Source organism: Halalkalibacterium halodurans (assembly GCF_005671335.1).
In the GTDB taxonomy this organism is placed as follows: Bacteria; Bacillota; Bacilli; order Bacillales; family Bacillaceae_D; genus Halalkalibacterium; species Halalkalibacterium halodurans.
In genome coordinates, this window is the sequence record NZ_CP040441.1 from 4,238,449 (window position 1) to 4,263,141 (window position 24,693).

Annotated in this window: 22 protein-coding genes and 4 pseudogenes; 16 read left to right on the plus strand and 10 right to left on the minus strand. The window is 38.8% G+C overall.

The annotated features are described in order from the left end of the window. Positions 1-51 precede the first annotated feature (51 nt). A complete protein-coding gene (locus FED51_RS20575) occupies positions 52-915 on the minus strand; it encodes a helix-turn-helix domain-containing protein (RefSeq protein WP_053430104.1) in 864 nt (287 codons plus the stop codon). An 89-nt stretch (positions 916-1,004) separates the two neighbouring features. Further along, on the minus strand, positions 1,005-1,394 hold the full coding sequence (locus FED51_RS20580) for a tautomerase family protein (protein WP_053431904.1): 390 nt from the start codon (positions 1,392-1,394) through the stop codon (positions 1,005-1,007). A gap of 212 nt (positions 1,395-1,606) precedes the next feature. Here FED51_RS20580 and FED51_RS20585 point away from each other — a divergent pair, with 212 nt between their 5' ends. The 3 genes from FED51_RS20585 (at position 1,607) to FED51_RS20595 (ending at position 3,536) form a co-directional block, all read left to right on the plus strand. Then, positions 1,607-2,059: a GNAT family N-acetyltransferase gene (locus FED51_RS20585; protein WP_053430103.1), complete on the plus strand. Its 453-nt coding sequence runs from the start codon at positions 1,607-1,609 to the stop codon at positions 2,057-2,059. 95 nt (positions 2,060-2,154) lie between these two features. Next, positions 2,155-2,586, plus strand: coding sequence for a DinB family protein (locus FED51_RS20590; protein WP_053430102.1), 432 nt, complete (start codon positions 2,155-2,157; stop codon positions 2,584-2,586). A 440-nt stretch (positions 2,587-3,026) separates the two neighbouring features. Beyond that, positions 3,027-3,536, plus strand: a complete 510-nt coding sequence (locus tag FED51_RS20595) for a DinB family protein (protein ID WP_053430101.1) — start codon at positions 3,027-3,029, stop codon at positions 3,534-3,536. 459 nt (positions 3,537-3,995) lie between these two features. Here FED51_RS20595 and FED51_RS20600 read toward each other — a convergent pair whose 3' ends face one another. Next, positions 3,996-4,622 (minus strand): flavin reductase family protein, encoded by a 627-nt coding sequence (locus FED51_RS20600; protein WP_010900108.1) that lies wholly within the window; start codon positions 4,620-4,622, stop codon positions 3,996-3,998. Positions 4,623-4,774: 152 nt separating this feature from the next. Here FED51_RS20600 and FED51_RS20605 point away from each other — a divergent pair. After that, positions 4,775-4,894, plus strand: a pseudogene (locus FED51_RS20605) (winged helix-turn-helix transcriptional regulator); the annotation flags it as partial. A gap of 193 nt (positions 4,895-5,087) precedes the next feature. On the opposite strand, the gene FED51_RS20610 reads toward FED51_RS20605, so the two are convergent. Next, complete coding sequence (locus FED51_RS20610; RefSeq protein WP_010900106.1) at positions 5,088-5,378, minus strand: AbrB/MazE/SpoVT family DNA-binding domain-containing protein; 291 nt, start codon at positions 5,376-5,378, stop codon at positions 5,088-5,090. A 1,243-nt stretch (positions 5,379-6,621) separates the two neighbouring features. Here FED51_RS20610 and FED51_RS20615 point away from each other — a divergent pair. After that, positions 6,622-7,935: a fibronectin type III domain-containing protein gene (locus FED51_RS20615; protein ID WP_053430099.1), complete on the plus strand. Its 1,314-nt coding sequence runs from the start codon at positions 6,622-6,624 to the stop codon at positions 7,933-7,935. Positions 7,936-8,662: 727 nt separating this feature from the next. Here FED51_RS20615 and FED51_RS20620 read toward each other — a convergent pair. Beyond that, positions 8,663-9,707, minus strand: a protein-coding gene (locus FED51_RS20620; RefSeq protein ID WP_138090594.1) for an IS630 family transposase whose coding sequence is annotated in 2 segments (ribosomal slippage) — positions 8,663-9,208 and positions 9,210-9,707 — 1,044 coding nt in all. Because the reading frame shifts where the segments join, the coding sequence is not laid out codon by codon here. A gap of 105 nt (positions 9,708-9,812) precedes the next feature. Here FED51_RS20620 and FED51_RS20625 point away from each other — a divergent pair. Further along, entirely contained in the window at positions 9,813-11,048 is a 1,236-nt protein-coding gene (locus FED51_RS20625; RefSeq protein ID WP_053430206.1) for an IS256 family transposase, read from the plus strand. A 503-nt stretch (positions 11,049-11,551) separates the two neighbouring features. Then, a pseudogene (locus FED51_RS21480) lies at positions 11,552-11,689 on the plus strand (ATP-binding protein); the annotation flags it as partial. Between the two features lie 44 nt (positions 11,690-11,733). Here the strand turns inward: FED51_RS21480 and FED51_RS20635 are convergent. Continuing rightward, on the minus strand, positions 11,734-11,940 hold the full coding sequence (locus FED51_RS20635; RefSeq protein ID WP_233443867.1) for a DUF4083 family protein: 207 nt from the start codon (positions 11,938-11,940) through the stop codon (positions 11,734-11,736). Between the two features lie 366 nt (positions 11,941-12,306). Between FED51_RS20635 and FED51_RS20640 the strand changes: the two genes are divergently transcribed. The 7 genes from FED51_RS20640 (at position 12,307) to FED51_RS20670 (ending at position 16,469) form a co-directional block, all read left to right on the plus strand. Continuing rightward, complete coding sequence (locus FED51_RS20640; RefSeq protein WP_041821025.1) at positions 12,307-12,645, plus strand: PadR family transcriptional regulator; 339 nt, start codon at positions 12,307-12,309, stop codon at positions 12,643-12,645. A 1-nt stretch (position 12,646) separates the two neighbouring features. Then, a complete protein-coding gene (locus tag FED51_RS20645) occupies positions 12,647-12,985 on the plus strand; it encodes a DUF1048 domain-containing protein (RefSeq protein ID WP_053430097.1) in 339 nt (112 codons plus the stop codon). A gap of 273 nt (positions 12,986-13,258) precedes the next feature. Continuing rightward, positions 13,259-14,032, plus strand: coding sequence for an ABC transporter ATP-binding protein (locus tag FED51_RS20650; protein WP_053430096.1), 774 nt, complete (start codon positions 13,259-13,261; stop codon positions 14,030-14,032). Continuing rightward, positions 14,022-14,771 (plus strand): ABC transporter permease, encoded by a 750-nt coding sequence (locus tag FED51_RS20655; RefSeq protein ID WP_010900102.1) that lies wholly within the window; start codon positions 14,022-14,024, stop codon positions 14,769-14,771. Before FED51_RS20650 ends, FED51_RS20655 begins: the two co-directional genes overlap by 11 nt. 121 nt (positions 14,772-14,892) lie before the next feature. Then, on the plus strand, positions 14,893-15,246 hold the full coding sequence (locus FED51_RS20660) for a DUF1048 domain-containing protein (protein ID WP_010900101.1): 354 nt from the start codon (positions 14,893-14,895) through the stop codon (positions 15,244-15,246). Continuing rightward, positions 15,243-15,584, plus strand: coding sequence for a DUF1048 domain-containing protein (locus tag FED51_RS20665; protein WP_053430095.1), 342 nt, complete (start codon positions 15,243-15,245; stop codon positions 15,582-15,584). The genes FED51_RS20660 and FED51_RS20665 overlap by 4 nt, the downstream gene beginning before the upstream one ends. 624 nt (positions 15,585-16,208) lie before the next feature. Continuing rightward, positions 16,209-16,469, plus strand: a complete 261-nt coding sequence (locus tag FED51_RS20670; protein ID WP_053430094.1) for a YesK family protein — start codon at positions 16,209-16,211, stop codon at positions 16,467-16,469. Positions 16,470-17,509: 1,040 nt separating this feature from the next. On the opposite strand, the gene FED51_RS20675 is transcribed toward FED51_RS20670, so the two are convergent. From FED51_RS20675 to FED51_RS20685, 3 genes are all read right to left on the minus strand, one after another. After that, entirely contained in the window at positions 17,510-17,773 is a 264-nt protein-coding gene (locus FED51_RS20675; RefSeq protein WP_053430093.1) for a YesK family protein, read from the minus strand. Positions 17,774-18,381: 608 nt separating this feature from the next. After that, on the minus strand, positions 18,382-19,743 hold the full coding sequence (locus tag FED51_RS20680) for an IS4 family transposase (protein WP_053432296.1): 1,362 nt from the start codon (positions 19,741-19,743) through the stop codon (positions 18,382-18,384). A gap of 662 nt (positions 19,744-20,405) precedes the next feature. Continuing rightward, positions 20,406-21,517, minus strand: a protein-coding gene (locus tag FED51_RS20685; protein ID WP_138091063.1) for an IS3-like element IS655 family transposase whose coding sequence is annotated in 2 segments (ribosomal slippage) — positions 20,406-21,268 and positions 21,268-21,517 — 1,113 coding nt in all. Because the reading frame shifts where the segments join, the coding sequence is not laid out codon by codon here. A 473-nt stretch (positions 21,518-21,990) separates the two neighbouring features. Here FED51_RS20685 and istA point away from each other — a divergent pair. Both istA and istB read left to right on the plus strand, forming a co-directional pair. Continuing rightward, complete coding sequence (istA, locus tag FED51_RS20690; RefSeq protein WP_134230280.1) at positions 21,991-23,499, plus strand: IS21 family transposase; 1,509 nt, start codon at positions 21,991-21,993, stop codon at positions 23,497-23,499. After that, positions 23,499-24,229: pseudogene (gene istB / locus FED51_RS20695) on the plus strand (IS21-like element helper ATPase IstB). Before istA ends, istB begins: the two are co-directional and overlap by 1 nt. A gap of 190 nt (positions 24,230-24,419) precedes the next feature. On the opposite strand, the pseudogene FED51_RS20700 reads toward istB, so the two are convergent. Continuing rightward, positions 24,420-24,659 (minus strand): annotated as a pseudogene (locus FED51_RS20700) (Tn3 family transposase); the annotation flags it as partial. Between the last annotated feature and the right edge of the window lie 34 nt (positions 24,660-24,693).

Here is a 24,693-nt window from a genome sequence, read left to right on the forward strand (position 1 = left end):
ATCCATTTCTCCTTTCAAATGTTTATTCAATATAAGCATAAATCATATCCTCTAATTTTTCTTATCCAATATCACCTGTTTCCGATATTCCATAGGAGATATACCAACATGTTGTTTAAACATTTTACTAAAGGACACAGGGTTTTGAAATCCCAGTAAGAAGGTTATATCAGTCATATTTTTACCTGCTTTTGATAATAGTTGCTTTGCTTTTTGTATTCTAAATTCTGAAATATGCTGATGAGGTGTTTTACCATATACCTGAAAGTAAGTCCTTATTAAATGGTTAGGTGATAAACAAGCAACTTTAGCAACATCATCTAGGTTTATAGGTTTATCAAAATAAGCTCTAATATAATCATGTGCCATACTTACTCTTCTATATAATTCTTCACGTGTAGAATGACGAATGGCATGTAATGATTCAATTTCTTTGTATGCATTTAAGTGTTCATTTAAAATAGAGTACATTATCTTATGGAATTGTTCCTCATAACCAATAGAATCAATATCGAGATTAGGTAACATCTGTTTGAAATTTTCTAGTTGCGAAGAAAGAGCGTTATTTTTATGATAGGTTTTTTCAAAAAAACCAATAGAACTTGTATCCTTAAACGGATCGCTTAGAAGACGGTCATTTGTTTCTTTTAAAGAACGAAAGACCTCTTCTGCAAACCCTTCTTTAAAGAAAACACAAAAGGATTCCACCACTCTAGGCTCATCAATTGAAATTGTGTAGGCACCTTCATTGAGGAGTAAGTATCTACTCTCTTCAACAGCAAAAAAGCCTTTGTTCGTCTTGTAATGGGCTTTACCATTAAAGAATGTTTTAATGGACAGTTGACCATTTCCTACCCAGTAAAACTGTTCACTTTTTGCATGCAACACGAAATTGGCAGAACCATTTTTTGTCATAATTACAGTCTCCATAATATCGAAATAAAGGCTAGCCTATCGATGTTTACAAATAGTTGAAAAAGCGGTCAATTAGAGACCGCTTTTACTCATACATTAACGTTATAATTCAGTGCTAACTCATCCCCGGGGAATCCTCTTATTCCCCAGTTGTGTTTCGGTGTTTCAAAAATGGTAATCTCAATATCTTGAGGGGATATACTCAATTCACTATTTATACGTTCGAATAGTAGCTTTAGTAATTGTTTTTTAGCTGCAACCGTTCGACCTTCAAACATACTAATCTCAATTACGGTATATGCTTCAGTTCTCCCGCTCGCAAAATAAAAATCTTCTTTGTCCATAGGGAAAAAGCGATGAAATTTCTTATCTGAAGGAAATTCAAGTGCTTCTACCATACACGAATGAATTACATTCGATAATGTGTCTTTAATTGGACTTAACCTGTCCTTAACCCCATAAATTTTAATTTGTCCCAATCTCATCTCACCTTTCTCTTCTCAACTAAACTCGGCTAACCATATCAATATTCTATAAAAAAGTTAAAAATTCCTTTTGAAAGTATCCTGCCCGTTACTTTAAGCAGTTCACCATAAGAAAATAAATATATTGGTAAGACTTTATTCGGAGTAGAACTTACAAAAAATATATAGAATTTATAGTGGTAAATGTTATCTAGAGGAGAATGTTTATGGCTCAAATATCAATTCAGGAATTAACGGCAAAAAATATGTATAAATGCATAGCTCTAAAATTAGCGGACGATCAAGTGGATCGAATTGCTCCTAATGTTTATTCCATTGCAGAGTCTAAGGTAGATCCCCAATTTACACCGTACGCTATACACTTGGATGAGGAAGTTATAGGTTTTGTGATGACGGAATGTGATCGAGAAGAGATTGAAGAGAGGAAGTATTGGATTCCTAGGTTTATGATTGATGTCTCTTATCAAAGAAAGGGATACGGGAAAGAGGCAATGCAACAAGTCATAGATATGCTCAAAAAGAATGATGACTGTCAGTATATTGGCCTTTCAACAGAGCCAGATAATAATACAGCACTGCGATTCTATGAGTCACTTGGATTCGTAAACACAGGCGAGTTGTTAGAGGAAAGTGAAGTTATTTTACTACTAAAAGTATAGACTGTAACTTCGCTAATGGCCTATTAGGAAAAAATGAGTTATTTATCGGGATGAAGTGAGTAATAGCTTGGGGGTAAGTGAAAGGGGAGTTAAATATGGATACCAATGGGGTTGTATACGCTGCTAAAATGACGAACGCTTTAGCAAAAGAAATTCCAGAAAGCAAATGGGAAATTCAATTAGTACCAGAATTAGGAACATTGAGAAAGCTCTTTATACATATCGTTCGTGTAAGGGATGTTTATCGTGATGGTTTGAAAACTGGAAGTATAAAATTTCCTGGTCAATTGGCATCAGATGAACTTCGTTTGCTTGATGAATTAGAACGAAGTATGGAAGAATTAGTATTTGCATTTAAACAAACAACATTTGATTCTATAAAAATGGGAGAGAATTACCTATCTATAATGGAATTACTAGGTACAGTCATACAACATGAGGGTATTCATCAAGGACAATACTATGTTGCACTTAAGCAGTCAGGGATGAACTTACCAAAACAGTGGGTCCAGGATTGGCATATGTGATTTTACAGTATTGACGATTGTGAAAATATATTCTTACACGAACGGGGAGCGTTAGCACAAGAAGCTGTCGCTGCTTATGGAACATACATCAACAACTTACTGGAATAATCCAGTAGAAATAATACTTTTAAATTCAGAAAACGAGCGTCTAAGGATTTTCAAAAACTTTCAATTACAAAGAAGTCTCTTAAGACCAGATTGTTGAATAACTTATTGTAGAAATAATGGAAATTTGAGATGATTGTTATTAAATTAAAGGGCAGTTTAGCGTGGCTACCGACCAACTAAGTGATTGCTTACACTTAATTAATTGGAAGGAAAGTTTTATCCTTTCGCGAATTCATTATACATGCCGAAATTACGTCATTCGCAAAAAAACGCGGTAGAGCATTGGAAAGAGCATTATAATTTTCTATAACTCCATAGAGAGGGGATTACGCATGAATCAAAGACCGTCAGAAGAAGAATATGCAGGGGACGTCGGAGAGTATATCCGGTTGGTGCCGGATGGCAACATCATCGACATTCTGCTCGCCCAGGAAAAGCAAATGACCGAGCTGCTGGCATCGTTGACCGAAAGCCATGGCGCGTATCGGTATGCGGAAGGCAAATGGACGCTAAAAGAAGTCGTGGGCCACATCGTAGACGGAGAACGCGTCATGACCTACCGTCTGCTCCGGTTCGCAAGAGGGGACCAGACGCCTCTGTCCGGTTTCGACCAGGAATTGTTCATACCTCCTTTCGGAAGCTGGACAACCGCGCAATTGGCCGAAGACTACCGGTCCGTACGGCAATCGACGATCACACTGCTGCGCGGGTTACCGGCGGAGGCGTGGTCCCGCAAAGGCACAGCCAACAACGCAAGCATTACGGTGCGTGCCCTCGCGTACGGCATCGCAGGACACGAGATTCATCACATGGGGGTCATCCGAAATCGGTATTTGAGTTAGTTGTCCGGAAAATCGGGACGGAAGCTGCGCGGAAAACGCGGCTTCCATTCTTTCTTTATGGCAGCCTTCCCGCCCCGTTCATAGACTGATATGAAGAGATGGCAAGACGGGTTGAAAAAATCAAGGCCTCTTCGTTAAGCTAACGAAGAACGAGAGCTCAATACATCATACGAATGACAAACAAGGGTTGGTGGTTATTCCGCAAAAGGGCGCTTAAATGGAATAAATAGTAAAGAAAAAGGCCGCGAAATATACAACGTTTTATACAAAACTTTTATGTTGCGGTCTTTTTAATATGCAAAAATTATACTGCCATTTTATACATGAATTAATTGCCAAATACATTTACATCTAACCCAAGGTCGGAACATAGCATGAGTGAGTAGATCAAAGCATCCGCGATTTCTTCACGATAGAAGAATCTGTACCCATAAATTAGGGCTTTCATATTTTTTCTTTTTAATTATTGTCACATTGAGATATAAATGGTTTTGCTAACCTAGAATGATGTAGTTTATCTCCTAAACTAAAAAACTCACAGAAGCTCATGATGAGGGGCTTCCATTTTTCAGGATCAATATAATTTTGGTTATCTTCTACTAAAATTGATTCGTCAATGTGTGTTTTAATTATCTCAACTTCAATTGCCTTGAGGAAACTAGGTTCATCAAAGGAATGAATGTTCTTAACAATGGCCTCTAGCTGAACAGGACATTCATGTACAACAGGAGCTTTCACTAATTGAGCCGGTTTTGCAGTAAGATTCGATCTCCCAAATTTATCCGCTACATATTCATAACCCATATTTAGTTTATAATCTGGTATTCGTTTTTTTCCGGTGGTTAGAGCTAGCTTATCTACAGCACTAACTAATGCAGCTGAAGGTAAGTTTAATACACATTCTCTTTCTCTAATTAAATTTGTAACAGTCTGTGAATTTCCACTCATGCCCAGCATACATGAATGATTCAACCACCATGCTGATGACATTGGCGCTAAGTTAGGTGTACCATTTTCATTTAATGTACTAATCAGGACAACAGGGGTTCCAAAATAGAATATCTTAGAATTAATAGTTTTATGCATGCCTTTCACTCCCACTAATGATTTCGAATGCAAAGTAAGTATATTATTTTTAGGTGGGAGATTACTTTCAAAATCTTGCTGTTACATTTTTAAATTTTAAAAATGTACTAAATGAGAAGGAGCCCTGTAATTTATCGATGTCCTTCCTTTCTAGAGTGGAATACTCAATGACTGAGTTGGGAATGACGTTACTTCCAATTGTGGAAATGATGTATGATTGGGGAAAAAAACGAATAGAAGAAATCAAGAGAGAATTAGAGAAATCAAAATAAAGGGTGAACTTCAAGAAGCGGGAACTATTAGGAGAGACAAAATCGTTCAAACTGAAGGGAAAAGAGAGATTGGGTATGTCATAATCGCATGAGAGATCTTCTTATAATCGTTCTAATAGGCACGGGCCATTGTATCAAAAAAAGCTCCTAACCATCCAAAGCTTGAATGGTAGGAGCTTCTTTTCTTTTAAACTCAATCAGCGCTTACTTGTAGAAGGTAATCTTCAATCTGTTTTATTAACTTTTCTGCGCCCTCTTGGCTTAGAGTGATCTTTCCATCTTTCAATGCTAGGTTCTTCGGAGAAACTTGTCCGGTGATCATACATTCCTGATGGGCTTTGTATTTTTGGAGGACAATTTTCTCCTCGTCTACAAATATTTCAATTGGGTCCTTTACATCAATCTGTAACACCCGACGGAGTTCCATGGGAATGACAATACGTCCGAGATCGTCTATTTTACGAACAATACCTGTGCTCTTCATCTTTATCCACCTCCTTGAATAAATAGGGCTTTGCCCTGTGGCTCATTTTAAAGTTGAAATCCTTAATACAAAAATATCACAAACTGAGATTATCCTATACTTTTCTCGTGCGCTATAAAAACGGAGCCTCCTATCGCTAGTTTCGTGTCTAACAAAGGAGCAGGGGAATGCAAAGAAAGCATGCATAACTGTTCACTTCTATTTATTATAAAAACAATAACCTCCTACTGTAAATGAATGTCGAAGCCTTAACAGTGGGAGGATGAAAGAAATGCTAGCAATGTCTTAAGTTCATTGTATCAAATTTTTACGAAATCAAAAATCCTAATATATAAAATAAAATGTTGGAAAGTTTTGTACTTTACCTTTCATGACACCCGTATTATTCGTTAGTTTAATCATAAAGTGTGTCTATTTTTGAGTCAACATCAGTTTAAGTTTGTTGCGCGGCTGGCTTAAAGGTGATTTTTTGAGTTTTTAGTACAGTTTTTTGTCCAAATAGTAAGGTTTTTCCTCATGCAATACCATCAACAGCTATTCTATTTCACACTGGGACAAGTTCCTTTGGTTCCAATCCAAATAGCCTGAAACGTCCTGTTTCAGGCTAAAGTGAGATTTTCTAGTTTATATGGTTTTCAGCTATTACAAGAAACAACCATACATAAAGCAAACTTTCGCTTTATATAACTCGTGTGAAACCAATACGCATACTAGTAGAATTGACCATTTTTCAAATTTTATTCATTTTAAGGGATACAATAGATGATCACAAATATAAAAAGTTATTAAGCTTATTCCGTACAATATCAAAAATGGTATGTAAGAAGCAAAGTCAATATATTCTTTAAAGCTACCATCATAAAATACTAAATATACAACTACATAACCTATAAAACCTGATAAAGCATAGACAACACCACGAGTTATGTAATTATCCTTCTTTCGATAAAGAAATAGATACTTCGGTAACAATCCAAAAACTAAAAAACACAAAACTGTTGTTGGAAGGTAAATAATAATAAGGCTCATATCCTCAAAATTAAGATTAGCTAAAAATACAATTGATAGAACTAAAGCTGGAACAAATACAAGCATTATAGGTCTAAAAATATTAATCACCCTTTCATTTCCATTCCCTCTATTTAATTTAACATAATTTAACTCATTCTACAAACATCCAGCTGTTGACAGTTCAGTTAATAACCTGTATAATCCTCCTTAACTAATTGAAAGGAGTTTTGTTATGAAAAAGACATTTTTATCATTATTTAGTATGTTGATTTGTTTGGTTTTTTTTGGCTCTACGAGTCTAGCATCCTCAGAAGAAATTCAAGTATTAAAGACCTATGGTAACGCCTTAATCCAAATCCCAGACATCGGAGCCCATTATGAAATCCTTAATTATGAGGGGATTATTTATAGCGGTGAAGATAATAGCATTACTGTTGACCTAAAGGAAAAAATAGAAAATTTTCAAGTAAACATATTCTCAGATAAAGATGAATTAATCGATACTTACCATCTAAAAATAAAGAATGATTCAGCTATTGAAGACGACAATAGTGTTAGCGCTTTAATTACGAATAACCTCACAATTGACAATACAGATCCTAGACAGAAGGAGATGCAGGCAGCAATTTATAATGACGCATTGGAAGTTGTAACACACGAAACGAATATTACATTAAGTTGGTCTGAATTACCATCAGATTATCCATATGAAATTTATCGTGATGGAGAACTGATTGAAAAGACTTTTGAAACAAGTTACACTGATAAGAATCTACAATCGGGAGAAACTTATACATACCAGGTTTTAGCTACTATGGACATGTCTCCTGACCATGCAGAAGAATTAAGATCAATCATGGCTGACTATGACCTTTCAAAAGAGGAATTAAAAGAAATGACTAAAATTGAAGGGTCTTTGAATACATTAATAAAAATTCCTGAACAAAAAATGAAGACTTTTTCAAGTTTACCCGGATCCCCAGAATGGAGAAATTATATCATTCGATACCAGACATTTATCCCTGATTTTAGTGTCAAGAATCCAAACCCAATAAGTAATCATAATTATTTCAAAGGAGACAATAGAGGCTTCAATTTTTGGTCGAATAAATACCGGACAAGAACTGACATAAATATAAAAATGACTGGTGGAAGCCTTCTTTCTATGCACAAAGATGTTGGTATTACAACTGGTTGTAAAGATGCTCAATGTAAAACAGTTACTGGTACTGAGAGAGCCAGTGCAAGTGGAATTACGTTCTCTAGAGGAACAAATACAACAAGCAAAAAAGTCTGGAACGTAAGGCACGATGTCGGTATACCTTTTCATAAACTATATCCTAACATAAACTACTATTATGAAGGTGAAATGACGAGATCACCTAGCCTTTATATTAACGGCGCCCATGACAAGGCTCCGAGCCACGAAATGTATATTGTTCCAATGGAAAGTGATGATGTAATGACTCTTTATCGAAAGGCAAACCAGGGTTTCGCATATTTGTTACCTGGAACTCCTCAGACAAGCTTTAAAATATCTTATTAATTAAATGTAATCTCCCCCCGCTTATGCGGGGTTTTTGCTTATCCAAATAACCAGATTTTTCTTCCCTCAATCTTCAACACTAATTAACCTGCTATCATAAGTGTTGTTTCATTCTAATGACTTTGCTACTTTTGTAGGTTCTTTTTATTGGCCATTCTGTATCACGGTATTCTGCAACATGAAAAGGATACAAAAAAGGCGTGCCAGCCTTCCGAACATTCTCTACTGTAATTGATGCCGAATCAAGACAGTGGAGGTTGAAAGGGTGTTGCCAGTACCTATTATTAATACTATCAAACTTTTATGAAGCGAGAAATCCTTTTCGATTATTAAAATTGCCCATCCATTAGGGATTGCCTGGGAGACGGTTGAGAAATACGCAGACGGCGAGCAGGTGCCCGAAGAGAAATCGAAAGTTCGGAACGGAATGGTGTGTGAAGAAGGCTGGAGGAAATGGTTTCCGATTGGTTGTGGGAAGATCAGGGCTGAAGAAGAAGTAGCGAAGAAATAATAAGATCCTCTATGAAGCACTGAAGGAGAAAGGGCTTAAAGGATCCTATCGAATCGTGTATGTTTATCAAAGCCTGGAGTGCAAGTCGGGAGGAAGCGGATGGAGAAAATCAGGGGGGGTGTAATATAAACTGTGTAAGTAAGAGAGCGTACGGCTCTTACTTCGCAGTTTATTTTTTTATTGTTACACTATAACTATATAAGTTGAATTTATCTTTTACAATCGAATGCACAATCGATCAATAACTTTTCTAGGTGAGTCATTTAACTCACGAATAAAAGCTTGCACATTTCTTCGAATCTCTTTAACAGAGGAATAAAAAAGGTTATTAATTACGTCTGATTTGAGCCATTTCCATAACCCTTCAATGAGATTTAACTCAGGGCTGTAAGGTGGTAAAAAAACCAATTCTAAACGATGTTGGTGGTTACGCAAAAAAGGTTCAATCAGCTTCGCATGATGAATACGGGCATTATCTAACACCATGACAATCTTACCGGTCGGATAGTGTTTCAATACCTTTTGAAGAAAACGAAGAAACGCTTCGGCATCGTATCGTTCTTCTTCTACACAAAGCACATCTCCCGTTTCATAATTAAGTGTACCGATGAGTTTGACACCCTGGTGCTTTCCATAAGTCGGAATGATTCGTTGCTTGCCTTTTAAAAACCATGTGTATTGAAGAGCTTGGTAATCCCGAATCATCGACTCATCTTGAAAGAGAAGATGGTCAATCTCCTCATTTAAGAGTTTTTTTATAGGCAGGGAACGTCTCTTCCACAAACTCTTTTTGTTTCAACGGGTCAGCTTTTGCCAGCGTATAAGTCGGTTTGGTATAACTAAGGCCTAAATCGTGTAAAAGTCGAGAGACACCACGAAGAGTATACGGTTGGTTCCATTTTTTCTCGATAAATGAAGCAATGATCTTTAACGTCCAATTATACTTAGCTGGGAAGCCAACATCTACGGGAAGTTTGGTCGCAATCACTTGAGCCAATTCCTGTTCTTGTTCGGGTGTTAATTTGCGTGGCGCTCCAGGTGATTGTCCCATGGTTAAGCCATCTAGTCCCTTTTCTTTGTAGGCATTCACATAGTTATAGATAGTTTTTTCGGAACGCCCAATCATGGTTGTGATTTCTTTTTTAGAATAGCCTTGTAAATAAAAGTAAATCGCTTGATAACGTTCATACATTCGTTTATCTTTGGTCGTTTTCATCGCTGTAAGCAAGGTTTCGATTTCATGTTGACGTGAATGGGTCATCTCGTTCCTCTCCGTTCATTGGTAAGTGTTACCCTTATATTTCAACAGAGAGTAATTGTAATCCTTTAATTCAACTTATATATATAAATTGGGGAGTTGTTTATAATGGCGAAATCTAAGCGTGATCCAAAAGCAGTAGAGTTAGCTAATAGAATTATAGAACAATATCAACCAGAATCCGTACAAGACATGCAGAATGCACTAAAAGATATATTTGGTCCTATGTTTGAAACGATGTTAAAAGGAGAAATGAATCATCATTTGGGCTACAACTCCAATGATAAAGGGGAAAAGAACACAAATAATAGAAGAAATGGATATGGAAAGAAAACGCTAAATACTAGTGCTGGAGAAGTAGATATTGAGGTGCCAAGAGATCGTGATGGCTCTTTTGAACCGAAAATCATTCCTAAACGTAAAAAGGATGTTTCTGAAATAGAGGATAAGGTAATTGCCATGTATGCACGTGGTATGTCTCAACGAGACATTTCTTCTACAATTGAGGACATTTATGGCTTTTCTGTATCTCATGAAATGGTTTCTGATATCACAGATACTGTGCTGCCCGACTTAGAAGAATGGCAATCTCGTCCGTTAAATGACTGTTATCCGTTTGTTTTTGTGGACTGCATGTACACAACCATTCGCAATCAATATGAGACAAAGAAGTATGCAGTGTATACCATTTTGGGTTATACCATGGAAGGCAAAAAAGACATCCTAGGTCTGTGGCTAAATGAAACAGAAAGTAAGCATAAATGGATGCAAATCTTTGATGAAATAAAGGCTAGAGGAGTAGAAGACATCTTCTTTATTTCCATGGATGGCGTATCGGGTTTGGCGGAAGGTGCTCGCTCCATATTTCCTGACGTCATCGTTCAACGATGCATTGTACACTTAATTCGCAACTCCATTAAATACGTACCAAGCAAGGACTATAAGGCATTTACAGCCTCTTTAAGAAAGGTTTACGGAGCTCAAAGCCTTAAGGCTTGTCAAAGTACATTTGAATCCTTCAAACAACAATGGTCTGCCTACCCAGGAGCTATTGATGTTTGGGAACGCAATTTTGACCACGTGGAACAATTATATGACTTTGGTAGTGCAGTTCGCAGAATTATGTACACGACAAACGCAGTGGAAAGCATCCACTCTAGCTTTAGAAAAGTAACGAAAAAAGGAGCATTCCCCAACGAGAATGCCCTACTTAAAGTTCTTTATTTACGAGTTAAAGAATTAGAAACCAAATGGGAAGGTGGTCATGTCCGTAACTGGTCACTAGCCATGAACCAGCTATTAATGGATGACCGATTAAAGGATAGAGTTCTCAAATATATCTAAGTGTGTGATCCCAACTTACACACTTTATTTGACAAACCCAAATCAGGAGACCGTCGATCACAATATGACGCATCTGAGCCATCCAACGGGTGAGGCCCAGCTTGATTTTGGGAAGATGGAGGCGATGAAGGGCGGAGAGCTGATCGATGTCCATACCCTTATCCTAATCCTTCTTTTTAGTATAATTCTGTCTTCGCCATTTCCCCTCTCGAGACAGGACACAGAGTGCCTTCTGTATGGACTAAAGGAGATCTTTTAACAGGTAGGTAGTCCCACGAAACCATCCGAATGGATAATATGCGTCCAGCCGTTGCCAGGCGCGTGGGAATGGTTCGGAGACGATCTTCACAGATGAGCTCATGAAATTTCCCTTTTTTTACTACGGGTTCCCATCGCCTGTAATCCCCGTGCAGGAAACGAGAGAGGGAGTGTAGGGAATAAGGTCGGCAATGTCCGACACTACTTTATGAGACCGCTCCAGTGATCGACAAGCTGTTGGTCATAGTGCGTGTGAACAAGGGTATGAAGTTCGTTTTTATCGAGTAGCAAACTTGGCGGAGAGACTTAATAAAGCGTGGAAGGAAGGACGGTTTCAGCAGTTCAGGAATCGATTGAATCGTATCGACTTTGTCCCACAATGAAAAAAGAATCCAGTTTACATAGAGGATCATTTCTTTTCTTGTTCCTACAATAACTTGATGATTTTTTCAAGTTTTTTCTCGATTTCTTGAATGCGTAGCTTATTATGATTAGAATTGAGAACTAATCTTCTTATAAAGAAGGCAAATGATATAAAAAATAAAAGAAATAGACCTATGATCAGAGCTTGATATAGTATTGTCCCTAGATTAGATGGCTCAAACAATATTATCCCTCCATTCCTTTCTTCCATTTACTTCTGAAGCCGATGAACGCGTTCCTCAACGTTAAGCGTTTTCGCTTACGGGCTCGATGACTTATGTTTGGACTAATCCCATTGTACCTGAGTAAATTTCATAAATTCAATCCTTAGTCGAGCGTAGCTATAAAAGATGTAATCTGGCAAGAACGATCACAGGGACTTTTACGTTTATTTTCGGGTATAAACTCTAACCGAGCATGATTCCTACATGAAACCACATGTGCGCTCGTTAATAAGAAAAAACGATGCTTGACACGCGATGCTATTCTGCATTACTATGTAGTAGTAATCAGTATCACTCAATACCTGTGATACAGAGTACTGCGAAATATAATGAAATACAGACGGGTGATAAATGTGGAGAATATCACAGAAATGCTCAAAGGGATACTCGAGGGTTGTGTGCTTGAGATCATTAGTCGAGGCGAAACGTACGGCTATGAAATCACGCAGCAGCTGCGAGAACTTGGCTTCACGGATGTGGTTGAAGGCACCGTTTATACGATTACTATGCGGCTTGAGAGGAACAATCTGGTGAACATCGAGAAAAAGCGATCCACTGTGGGACCGCCGAGAAAATTTTACACACTCAACGAAGCAGGTCAAAAGCAACTCGAAATTTTTTGGGGAAAATGGGAGTTCATCTCGAGCAAAATGAACGAACTTAAAACGAAAGAAATCAAAAGGAGGAGGTAAAATGAGTTTTATTGAAAAAATGATCGGAAGTCTGAATGACAAGCGAGAATGGAAGACGATGGAGGCCCGTGCGAAGGCACTTCCAAAGGAGTATCATCACGCTTACAAAGCGATTCAAAAATATATGTGGACATCTGGAGGCCCCACCGACTGGCAAGACACCAAGCGTATTTTTGGTGGCATTCTTGACCTTTTTGAGGAAGGAGCAGCGGAAGACAAGAAAGTCACTGATCTCACGGGTGAGGACGTGGCCGCATTCTGCGATGAATTAATGAAGGATACGAAAACCTGGATGGACAAATATCGCACGAAGTTGAACGATTCAATTGGTCGTGACTAGCCGAGTATTATGAATCCTAAAGCTATATTCAATTGCAACTGAATAGCTGGTTACAAATGAGATTGTACCTACACTATTCAGTTCAATTTTACCCTAGTAGTAAGTAATACAGAATATCAGTAAGACTGAGTAGAGATAGACAATGTAGATGCACCAGACGATCGACCAGATCATGACTATGCTTTGTTTGAAGAAAAACAACGTATCAGATAAAGCACCCAATTTTCCGATTCGAAAGCCGCTTGACACAAATTTTTAAAAGGAGGAAAAGAGATGAGCCATACAGCCATTTCTGTAAAACGGTTAAAAAAATCTTTTAAAAACAAGGACGTTTTAAAGGGGGGGGATTTTGAGGTGCAGCGTGGTGAAATTTTCGCACTGCTAGGCTCAAATGGCGCGGGCAAGACGACGACGGTCAACATCCTCTCGACATTGCTGAAGCCCGATGAGGGTGAAGCCAGTATTTGCGGCTTTGACGTCCAACGTCAACCGGATCATGTTCGCCAGAGCATCAGCCTGACAGGACAGTTCGCCGCTTTAGACGGTATGCTCACAGGGCGGGAAAACCTGATGATCATCGCCAAGTTGCGAGGAGTTCCTAATCCCTCTCAAGTGGCTGACCATTTGCTTGCAAGATTCAGCTTAACCGATGCGGCCAATCGGCGGGCGGACCAGTATTCCGGCGGGATGAAACGCCGGCTTGACATCGCCATGAGCCTGATCGGGAAGCCAGCCGTCATTTTTCTCGACGAACCAACGACAGGACTGGACCCCGAAGGACGGATTGAAGTCTGGGATGCCGTCAAGGAGCTTGCAGGAGGCGGCACGACCATTTTGCTGACGACACAGTACTTGGAGGAAGCCGAACAACTTGCGGATCGTATCGCCATCCTGCATGGCGGAAAAATCATCACGACTGGTACCCTTGCTGAACTCAAAGAAATGTTCCCACCAGCGAAAGTGGAGTACGTCGAAAAACAGCCGACATTGGAGGACATTTTCCTTGCGATTATCGGGAAAAAGGAGGAAAAAGTAAATGAAAAGTAAAACAGGGGTATTACTAGGGCGATTAATGCGTAACATCATGCGCAGCCCGGATACAATTGTCACGGTCGCGGTCACACCGATTATGATGATGCTGCTGTTTGTCTATGTATTTGGCGGCGCCATAGAGACAGGTACGAACAATTACGTCAATTATTTATTGCCAGGGATCTTGCTGATGGCTATCGCATCCGGTGTCGCTTACACGTCCTTGCGACTGTTTAATGATGTTAAGAGCGGACTGATGGCGCGGTTCATTACGATGCCCATCAAACGCTCGTCGATCTTGTGGGCTCATGTGTTGACCTCGCTTCTTTCCAATGCACTTACGGTCGTAATAGTTATCCTCGTAGCGCTCTTAATGGGCTTCCGTTCCAGCGCGAATATTTTGGAATGGTTCGCGGTAGCTGGGATTCTCGGGCTTTTTACGCTTGCGCTAACGTGGTTGGCGATCATTCCCGGATTGAGGGCAGGGTCTATGGAAGGGGCGACAGCCTACTCGTACCCGCTGATTTTCTTACCATTTATCAGTTCGGCCTTTGTCCCCACGGAAACCATGCCGACAATTGTCCGTGCGTTCGCTGAGAACCAGCCTGTGACTTCAATTGTGAATGCGATTCGTGCCCTTTTGTACGACGGGTCTGTTGGCAACGATATTTGGACCACGCTTGCCTGGTGCATCGGCATCATGGTCATCGCTTACATCTTCGCCAGTAAAGAATTTAAACGTAAGTTAGGGTGAGATACGAGAGAATGTCGAAATTGTTTAAAGCTAAACATAAACATGTAAAGATGTACAGAGCTTCGAGGAATGATCTTGTTTTTTTGCTGAATCGCTTAGGGTCTTAAAGGAGGAGAATGCAATGAACTTTTTAGAAAAAATAACCGGCAGCGATATGACGAAAGAAATGAAAGGCTTTGAAACACGAGCAAAAGTCTTGCCAGCTGAATATCGAGCGGCTTGGGAAGAAATCACAAGTAATCTGTGGCTTCACAGTGACTTCACCGGTCGTAATCTGATGCCGATTCTTGATAGTGCTCTGGAACTGCTTGAAGTTGCCTCAGCAGATGGCCAGAGCGTCGAAGAAGTACTGGGAGATGATATCGAAGGCTTCTGCGCCGCCCTTGTTGGTGACCAAGGTGCAAAAACGTTTAGAGATAAATGGCGTGACCAACTGAACAAGAACGTAGCAAGAAAATTAGGAGGACTGAAATGAGTATCAAAAAAATCATCGAAGGCAAAAGAGAATGGAGAGCCCATGTTTCCCGTGTTGAAAAATTGCCAAAAGATTACCAAATCGTCTATAAAGAGATCCAAAAATATCTCTTCAAAGTCGGTCCTGTTGAGCTAAACGAAGGCATTGGGCTGCTCTCGGAAATTCTCGGCTTCTTTGAAGAAGGCGCAGCTGCCGGAAAAGGAGTGCTTGACGTCACAGGAACAGACGTTGCGGCTTTCTGCGATGCGCTGATTGGAGATTCAAAAACGTACGCTGATCTTTATCAAGAATCAGTCCAACAACACGTCGATAAGGCTATGAAAAAAATGAAGGATTAAAAAATCGGATCAAATACCCCTTCAAATAAAATTGGAATACCGGAACGTTCGATCGATTTGAAAGATGAATGTTTCAGAATGATTGATATTAGCATGTACCTCTAAATAACAAAAAGACGTAACCCAGCATCGTTACGTCTTTCTGTTTTGCAAAGCTTTTGGTTAGAAGTGGTTTTAATTAATACCCATAAAGACATCCTTTTTGACATTCTGTATTCCTTTTATCCTGAATGGGGCAATTAATTGGCACTTAACAGAGATGCTCCACTATAAAGATGCCGATAAGAGTACGACTTTAATTAATCCAAAAGATCTCGCCAAATGACAATTTGTGTTTTTCCTTTTCGATTGGGTAAATGGATTGGGTGTCTCAGTACGCATGAGTGTTTGCTTCTGCACAAAGGAACGGCCTCATAAAGGGCATTTAGGTGAGTTGAAGGGGGGAGTCGGGGGAATTTAGCTTATAATTTTTGGTGATCATGAAGCTAAAAGCGGTGAACACTTAATGGGTGTTTTTGCCCATACTCTCGTTTCACTATATTTTTCCAACAACCTGTGTTTTATTTACAATTTTACATATACAGGATTATAATAAGTGTAGCTCTTTGGAAGGGGGTTCTCTAAATGGAATATTTTTTCTTGATAGGTGCAGTAGTTGTAGTAGCAGTTTATGTTTTAGCTTCAATATTGGCCAAGAAAAGCCCATCTAAAAAACATTATGTTTTACCTGGTGTAATATTAACAGTTGTTTCTTTAGCTCTGGCAGTGACAATGTATTTCACTGGGACTGATGGTTGGAGCAGCATAGGATATGGAATATTATTTGTGTTTGTTGCCGTAGCTTCATTGTTAGGAACGATTTTAGGTAAGAAATTTGCTTTTTGAGAAAAAACAAATGATAAAGAGATGAGACTGGGACAAAACTCAGTAAATGTGAATGTTTAGGCTCTGAGAACAAGGTCTCTTGTACGCGGGGCATTCTTTGAATGTCTCTTTTTTTCATTTTACCAAATAAAAAAAGGACAACCTCTGATGAAATTAAAGTACACAATAACCATGGAGGTGCCCTTAATGTATAAATACTATAACCGTTTCAAGAGACTATTCAAGATAACTCTGCATCATGGCGATTAATCGATTTTGTTCAAATATTATCGCTTTTCCTACCGTCCATTGTATAAAACTGTACCTTAACTTTAATTGGACTTCTTAGTGTTATTTAATGTAGGAAACTTGTTATCCTACCCGTTATTTTCAATACTCAATTAAAGGGCGCTATTCCGGAATAAGAAAGCGCCCATTTTGCATTGGGGATTTCCTTATTCCACCTCGAGGGGGCGGGCAAAAGCATCCTTAATCAAGAACAGCCCACCAGAGATGGCTGAGAAAAACAAGTTCCACGTGAAACATTCCATGCAGCGCAAGCAACACGTCTAGAGCCTAGCGAGTCAAAATCTGAACCCTTTAGCGGCTCACTATCACTTGAATGACGGGCGTTCCCCTGCTTTTTCGAAACGAGCATAAATAGTGATCTATTCCCTGAAGGAGTTACGTGACATTAAGTGGAGGACAATTAATGCCTATAGTACTTGTTGTCGAACGCATGATCGTTGTTGGAATAATTTTGGTACAAATGATTGTCGATGCGAGTGCAATTTCCTTGATTGCGCAAAAAAGAATTGGCTTGTAGCTCCACTGACATTACATTTAATTGTATTTGCGTATTTCCCAAGAGATTTAAAATATAAGTGTTAATCAAGAAATCTATAGGAGAAGAAAAAATCTTATATCTTTTTTAAATAACATGACTAATTTTTAAAAAAGTAGATGATCTCGGTACTGAGGTCATCTGCCTCTAAGTAAGTATTAGAAGCTCAGTGGCATTTGGAGTAAAGGTGAGTGGGCAAATTTTTTTGTTAATTAACTTAATTTAATTTGATACGAGCATAGAATAAGGAGGGAATTGCGAATAGCAAAACTATTATTGAAAGTATTAAGTATGCTGCCCCTTCAAATCCTCGAATAAAAATAAAACCATATAAAATTAAGCTAATAGAGATAACTATAGATAAAATGGCAGGTACGTAAATAACAGTTTTTGATTTTTTAACACTAATAAGCCATTTCGTTGCAAAAAAAACAACCAAACCGACAATAATACCAACACTAATAGGTACTAATAGAAACATAATTCACTCTCCCCTATTTTAATTTTAAGCTCATATAAATTTTGGGAATTTGTAAATATGATTATCCTAACACTTTTTCGGTTATTCCTGGGAAAATAGCGAGCCGCTCGAGCTTTCTCTTGGCGGGTACCTAGAGGGGGCACTGATTTTTCCAGAAACGATAGCAGGTACGATATATTATAGTAATGAAGAGCACTTGAGGAGGCACTTTGGTTTTAGGGCCTCATCCCTTAGGCAAAATTAAAAATGACAAATAAAACATACAATAGCATACTATTAAATAACGTAGCCTGAATAAAACCGACCCACCGTTTTTTACTTTTCATCGGCTTTATTTTTCGAATGAGTGCATAGAGGATAAGGATTCCCATTGGAATGATGTAAGCAAAGCTAAACCTGAATGTCCAGTTCGCGTATATTTCCATCCCTCTTGAAAGACAGGTCCATCATACATATTGTATTTCTCATGGGTGCGATGATAACCATTGATAAATATAATAGTCATAAGAACATAATAGAATCCGACTAAAACTTTTACCCATTTACGATATAAAATGGACTTTTTTATTAATAAGAATGTCACAAGCAATAAAATAATGATTACTAACTCAAACTTCGCAGACTGAGATCGATAAATAAGCCTTGATATGGTTAGGCAGACCATCAATCCATTGCTGAAGTTGACTTTTGATTAATTTTTGAATCATTTTATTTGACTTTGTTAGGGTATCTTCAAGAAGCTCGATTAATTGCTGTAATGCGACAGCCCAATCAAGATCGTTTACTTCATCGCAAAGTTCATAGAAGAGTCCACCTATTGTACGTTGATCTGTGTTACAACGATTTTGCCAGGACAAGACAATATACCGTGAAAACACCATCGTTGTATGACTGACAAGTAGATCATAGGACATTCCTTGAAATTCTTTTTGAAGCTTTAATAGCGATTTAGTCGTCTTAAAGAAGACCTCGATATCCCAACGCATTCCATAAATACGTACGATTTCTTGTTCAGACAGCGTACAATCGGTGCTGAGAATGGCCAGCCATTCGCTCTTTTTATTACGATTTTGTACAAATACTACTTTCACTGGAATGCCATTTGCCATCGTTGTATGAATGGATCGCAAAATGCCTTTCTGTTTTGAGACAGGTGTGGCAACCCTGTACAATTCTTTCAAAGATAGCTTTTGATTGTTCACCAAATAGCGTTGATTGGTTGCCTTGACCATTCCAATGACATCAAGACCGATGTCAACGATGGATTTGATGAGGGGCTGCTGAGTAAACCATGTATCCATTAACACATAGTTTGCTGAAATACCTGCATCCAGTGCTCTCTTAACCATGCTTGGAATGATGGAAGGAGCTGATTCTAATGCTTCTATTCGCCGTTTATATCCAGAACTGCGTTTATCAATGTTCTCGGATATTCCGTTAATTTGGGCGTTTTTTGAGCTTAACAAAGTAAAGTCTAAGGGCATAAAGGTAAACCCATCAGACCAACCAAGCGTAAGCATACGAAACCCTTTATAGAAACGCTTCTTCAATGAAGAATGGTCCATACAACGAGCAAGAAGCTCAACCTTTTTACTACGGTTGCGATCAAACATAGAATCGTCGATAATTAATGCTTTTGGACGTTTTTCATCTGTAAGCCCATCGACTTTTTGAACCGCATGAGCACTTAAAAACGTTAGAAAACGGCGCCAAGCAAACTTAGAATGATTCATAAAGCGATAAACGGCGTCCTTAGCTGGATAACTGTCACCCTTCTTTGATTTTAATAGGGTATACCAACTCTTATGATGAAAGATTAAGCAGAAAATTAGTTGAAACAAATAGGAAGCTGTGAAGCCAAACTTCTTTGTTATTCTAGCTTTTCTAAGATGCTTAAAAATTTCTAATTCGCTAAATACGGATTTTAATTCTTTTGATAGTTGATTGTTTTGGTTATTTTGCTCTATCATATAGGAGACACCTCTTCTGTGTGGTAGTGATTTCTAGACAATCTCACTATACCAAGAATGAGGTGTTTTTTGTATTGATTAAGCATCGTGTCAAGGATCGTATTTAAAGATAAAAGAACCAAACAAAACCAATGGCTGTACCTAATTATTTAGGTGCGAAGTTTGAGTAATTAAGATTAATTAATTGGTTCATAACGCAGAGAGAATGAAAGTGTACGGGCAGAGAGACTTATGAAGTAATATACTGCACAGTGACCAGGGGCTCAGTATACTTCTTCAAGAAAGAGCAAAAGAAAAAAGCATTTTCACAAGCATGTCCCGCAAAGGAAATTGCTTTGATAATGCCGTAATCGAATCCTTCCACTCCTCACTAAAGTCGGAAAATTCAGCACTCAACAACGAGTGCACCTTACAAATTCCATTGCACAAGAAAAAGTAAAATGTACATGTATTATTATTACTTTATACAACCATTTAAAAAGCTAAACTGCCATTCCTCAGTAGAATACAAGGTAATGGCAGCCTAGGCGTTTTTTCTGTCTCATTTTTCAAGGTTAGTTCAATAAAGAGAGGTTTTTTTCTTAAAAAAATTTCCTTATCACAATCTTATATACAAAATAAATACTCCATATTGGAATGTCAACACTAAATCGGACAATTATTTAAAGGTTCATTAACTTGTATTCAGTCGGTGTTAAGTAATCTAATGATCCATGAATTCGAATAGTATTGAACCAGTGAACGTAGTCAAAAAGTTCAAGGTCAAGTTCCTGTTGGCTAGAAAAAACCGCACCACGAACGAACTCTGTTTTGATCGTCTTAAATGTGGCTTCTGCGACGGCGTTATCATAGGGCGTTCCTTTCTCACTCAATGAACGCTCAATGCCAAAGGTTTCTAATGCCTGATCGATAAGTTTGTTCTTAAACTCACTTCCTCTGTCCGTGTGGAATAATTCGAGGCGCTGAAGATTGTATTTAACCGATGCAAAGGCACGTTGAACTAACTCAGCACTTTTATGAGGACCTGCGCTGTAGCCAATAATTTCACGATTATATAAATCTACTAATACACAAATATAATGCCATTTCTGTTGAACACGTACGTAGGTTAGATCACTGACAACGACTTTCAGTTCTTGCTCCTGATTAAACTCCCGGTTTAGTGTATTCCCAATTTCTGATTCATTACAGCTTGTTTTTGCTGGTTTAAACTGAGCTACTGTATATTTGGAAACCAGGCCCTGCTCCTTCATAATCCGCCCAATACGGCGTCTTGATACAGTCCAGCCTTTCTTTCTTAGCTCAATTTTAATCTTTCTTTGGCCGTAGTTATCACGGCTGTTCTTAAAAATATCAACGATCAGTTCCGACAACTCTTCATCCTGGTCGTCTCGAATTTTTGCTTCATAATAGTACGTACTTCGGGCCATTTGCAGGACATCGCACATTGCTAATACCGAGTATTTGTGGCGGTTGTTCCGAATCACATCTACTTTCGTCCCATGATCAGCGCGGCTTGCTTTAAAATATCATTCTCCATGGCAAGCTTTTGATTCTCTTTCCGCAGCCGAATCAACTCTTCCTGTTCGGGTGTACGGTTGTCTTTTTCTTCAAAGGATCCACTGTTCTGGTGCTGCCGAACCCACTTATCAAAGGCAGAAGGCGTCAGCTCGTATTCTTTGATAATTTCTGCACGGGGCTTGCCAGAAACATGAAGTTGAACGATTTGATCCTTAAATTCTTTTGTATAGCTTCTTCTCGGACGCTTGGTCATGTTTGATTCTCCTCAGAGTTTATTTGAATCAAGTGTATATGACCTTAACGAAACTGTCCAACTAAGTGTAACCTATTCATATACAAAAGACACTTAACAACAATAAACCACCATAAAAAAATATAAAATCCCTAATTTATAAAACTCCCTTTTTTCAATAATTATTCATTAAGGTCAACTATGCAAACATACTTATTTTGGTTTATAGCCAAATGTAGTACAAACTCTTGTAACTCCCCGTGTATTTTTGTATCTATTACAAGCACTTTGTACCCCATTATTAACTGCATTTGTAACTATAGCTTGAGCAGTTGTTATACTGTTTATGGCAGAATAAAAATGTAGGTTATGGCATTCCTTTTATGCAGGCCCCCCGCGGGGGGCCTGCATAAAAAAAGCCACTTGCTAACACCCCAAAAATTCAATACACTTCCTGTTGGACCCAATAATCTGGCAGGAGGTAGTTTTAGGAGATGTTACAAGTGGACGAAATTAAGTATATCAGAAATGAAGTTAACTCAAAAGGGTATTCGTACTCAGATGTTGCGAGAAGAACAAACACGGATTTCCGCACAGTCAAAAAGTATGCCGATATGGACAATTTCCAACCGGAAAAGAAGAAGAAGAAAGCTCAGCCGGCTCCAGTAATGGATCCAGTCAAAGACATAGTTGATCAATGGTTGAGAGAGGATATGAAGAAGAAAAAGAAGTATCGAAGGACTGCCAAACGTATTTGGCAATTACTTAAAGATGAAGTAAGTTTCAAAGGTTCAGAGCGAACTGTACGCGGGTATGTCTCCAAACGGAAAAAGGAGTTATTGGAAGAAAGCGATGACGCTGCTCTTCCGTTGGAATCCAAGCCAGGAGACGCTCAAGTAGATTTTGGGGAAGCCCCTTTTAAAGTAAAGGGAAAGGTTATAGACCTGCCGTATTTGGTGCTTTCTTTTCCATACAGTAACGCATTCTTAGTTCAGGTGTTTGAAGCTGAAAATCAGGAATGTTTCCTGGAGGGCTTAAAACGGTTCTTCCATCATCTGCAAGGAGTGCCAAAAAGGATTCGTTTTGATAATTTATCCCCCGCAGTAAAAAAGGTTTTACCACAAGGAAAACGCGAGCTTACTGAGGGTTTCAAGCGCTTCGCTTTGCACTACGGGTTTGAGTATGAATTTTGTAATCCGGGTGCCGGCAATGAAAAAGGACATGTAGAAGCGATGGTTAAATATGCGAGGAATAATTTCTTCCTTCCGGAACGAACGGTATATCAGCTGGATAATTTGAATGATCGGTTATGGGAGGAGGCAGAAAAGGATCGAAACCGTCCTCATTATGAAAAGAAACAAGAAATTGCCAGGCTGTTTGAAGAGGACAAAGAAGCGTTAATGTATTTACCGCCGGAAGAATACTCTTGTGTACGCTATGAAACTCTCAAAGCAGACAAGTACGGCTATATCTTAGTAGATACGAAAAGGTATTCTACTTCCCCGCGCTTTGCCAATCAAAAGGTATTGGCTGGCATCACTTATAACAGGATAGATATCCTTTCGGACAACTATGAAGTGATTGTGAGCCATGAACGACTGTATGGAGAAGAATCAAAGTCGATGAAATGGCAGCCTTATCTGTACCTAATGGCTAAAAGGCCGACGGCGCTAAAATATACAACTTTCTATGATCAACTGCCCTTTAAATGGCAAACTTATCTGGAGGAATGTACTCTGGAAGAAAAGAAAAAGGCGCTTCAGTTACTCTCAGACCTTCTTAAAGACCATAGTCTGGAGACAGCTACAGAGGCCCTGGAAATTGCATCCGAGCGATGTCATCCATCCACAGAAACAATAAAGCAAGTCTTTCATCAGCTCATTCATGGCAGAGGCTCCAGAGAGACAGTAAGGCTAAAAAGTACAGTTCCAGTAATGCCAATAGCTGAACGAGGTATGAATCAATACGATGTCTTCTTCCAGCAGGAAAGGAGGAAGGCCTAATGCAGGAACAGATCCAAGAATATGCCAAGCGCTTAAAGCTAAGCTGGATTCGAGAGAACTACCGAGAGGTAGAAGCGGCGAACACAGAAGAATATTTACTGAAGCTCTTTGAAAAAGAAATAGAACAGCGTGAAGAACGAAAAATTAATCTTTTGTTCAAGGCGGCAACCCTGCCGAACGTATCCGGCAAACCTTTTGACTGGAAGGATATTCAGCTGGGGCAGGGGTTAAGTCAACAATCTCTCCTGGACGGTGAATTTATTGAATCAAAAGAAAACATGGTGTTTTATGGCGGCGTTGGTGCAGGAAAAACCTACCTTTCCACCCTCATTGGCATGAATGCGATACAAAAATATGGGAAACGAGTGAAGTTTTTTTTTATACCATTGCTTCTCTAGCCAATGAGTTATTAGAGGCGAATGACAAAGGAAATCTCAATAAGCTGTTTAAGAAAATCGAGAAGCTTGATCTTTTAATTCTGGATGAGCTGGGATATATACCGCTTCACAAACATGGGGCCGAGCTACTCTTCCAGGTCATCTCCTTGTGTTATGAAAAGCGGAGTATTATCATCACTACAAATCTGCAGTTTGGGCAATGGAATCATGTATTTGGCGACCCTATTTTAACGGAAGCCGTGGTAGATCGCCTGATTCACCACTCTCATTTAGTGATTTTCGGAGGAGATAGTAACCGAATGAAAGAGTCATTCCTTTTGAACAATATGTAAGGAATAAGTGTTATTAAGTGGCTGCAAAAAGGCTTGCCGTTTTATGCATTTTTCTCTTGCCAAATACATTGTTATACCCACAAAAGCAACCAAAGCCAAATAAAAATTTCTCCAAAAAGGATCTCTAGTAGGTACACGAGGTGGCAGCGACATAATTCCAATTACATTGTTTTCAATTACATTGTTTTTATGTCAGCATATTAGACAAAATGCTGACATTGTAATAAATAATATAATTAGCGATCAGACGACTGCACTCTCCCCATATTTATTGGTCTTGTTCCGTTTTAAAACGTAGCTTCCCAAAATTAGCATAGGATATTTCTGTGCATAATTGATGAAATCTTTCGCCTCGATTCAATGCTTTTTGTCCATTACGACGTAAAGGTGGGGAATCGATATAGTTCAAGAAATATAGACTTTTAATGATAGGGTGCAATATGCTGGTTCACCTTTGTGATATA

Excerpts from the sequence above, each read along its gene's own strand:
- FED51_RS20575 (WP_053430104.1), bottom strand. The coding sequence starts at position 915 with ATGACAAAAAATGGTTCTGCCAATTTCGTGTTGCATGCAAAAAGTGAA.
- FED51_RS20585 (WP_053430103.1), top strand. The coding sequence starts at position 1,607 with ATGGCTCAAATATCAATTCAGGAATTAACGGCAAAAAATATGTATAAA.
- FED51_RS20590 (WP_053430102.1), top strand. The coding sequence starts at position 2,155 with ATGGATACCAATGGGGTTGTATACGCTGCTAAAATGACGAACGCTTTA.
- FED51_RS20595 (WP_053430101.1), top strand. The coding sequence starts at position 3,027 with ATGAATCAAAGACCGTCAGAAGAAGAATATGCAGGGGACGTCGGAGAG.
- FED51_RS20600 (WP_010900108.1), bottom strand. The coding sequence starts at position 4,622 with ATGCATAAAACTATTAATTCTAAGATATTCTATTTTGGAACCCCTGTT.
- FED51_RS20610 (WP_010900106.1), bottom strand. The coding sequence starts at position 5,378 with ATGAAGAGCACAGGTATTGTTCGTAAAATAGACGATCTCGGACGTATT.
- FED51_RS20615 (WP_053430099.1), top strand. The coding sequence starts at position 6,622 with ATGAAAAAGACATTTTTATCATTATTTAGTATGTTGATTTGTTTGGTT.
- FED51_RS20625 (WP_053430206.1), top strand. The coding sequence starts at position 9,813 with ATGGCGAAATCTAAGCGTGATCCAAAAGCAGTAGAGTTAGCTAATAGA.
- FED51_RS20635 (WP_233443867.1), bottom strand. The coding sequence starts at position 11,940 with ATGGAAGAAAGGAATGGAGGGATAATATTGTTTGAGCCATCTAATCTA.
- FED51_RS20645 (WP_053430097.1), top strand. The coding sequence starts at position 12,647 with ATGAGTTTTATTGAAAAAATGATCGGAAGTCTGAATGACAAGCGAGAA.
- FED51_RS20650 (WP_053430096.1), top strand. The coding sequence starts at position 13,259 with ATGAGCCATACAGCCATTTCTGTAAAACGGTTAAAAAAATCTTTTAAA.
- FED51_RS20655 (WP_010900102.1), top strand. The coding sequence starts at position 14,022 with ATGAAAAGTAAAACAGGGGTATTACTAGGGCGATTAATGCGTAACATC.
- FED51_RS20660 (WP_010900101.1), top strand. The coding sequence starts at position 14,893 with ATGAACTTTTTAGAAAAAATAACCGGCAGCGATATGACGAAAGAAATG.
- FED51_RS20665 (WP_053430095.1), top strand. The coding sequence starts at position 15,243 with ATGAGTATCAAAAAAATCATCGAAGGCAAAAGAGAATGGAGAGCCCAT.
- FED51_RS20670 (WP_053430094.1), top strand. The coding sequence starts at position 16,209 with ATGGAATATTTTTTCTTGATAGGTGCAGTAGTTGTAGTAGCAGTTTAT.
- FED51_RS20675 (WP_053430093.1), bottom strand. The coding sequence starts at position 17,773 with ATGTTTCTATTAGTACCTATTAGTGTTGGTATTATTGTCGGTTTGGTT.
- FED51_RS20680 (WP_053432296.1), bottom strand. The coding sequence starts at position 19,743 with ATGATAGAGCAAAATAACCAAAACAATCAACTATCAAAAGAATTAAAA.
- istA (WP_134230280.1), top strand. The coding sequence starts at position 21,991 with ATGTTACAAGTGGACGAAATTAAGTATATCAGAAATGAAGTTAACTCA.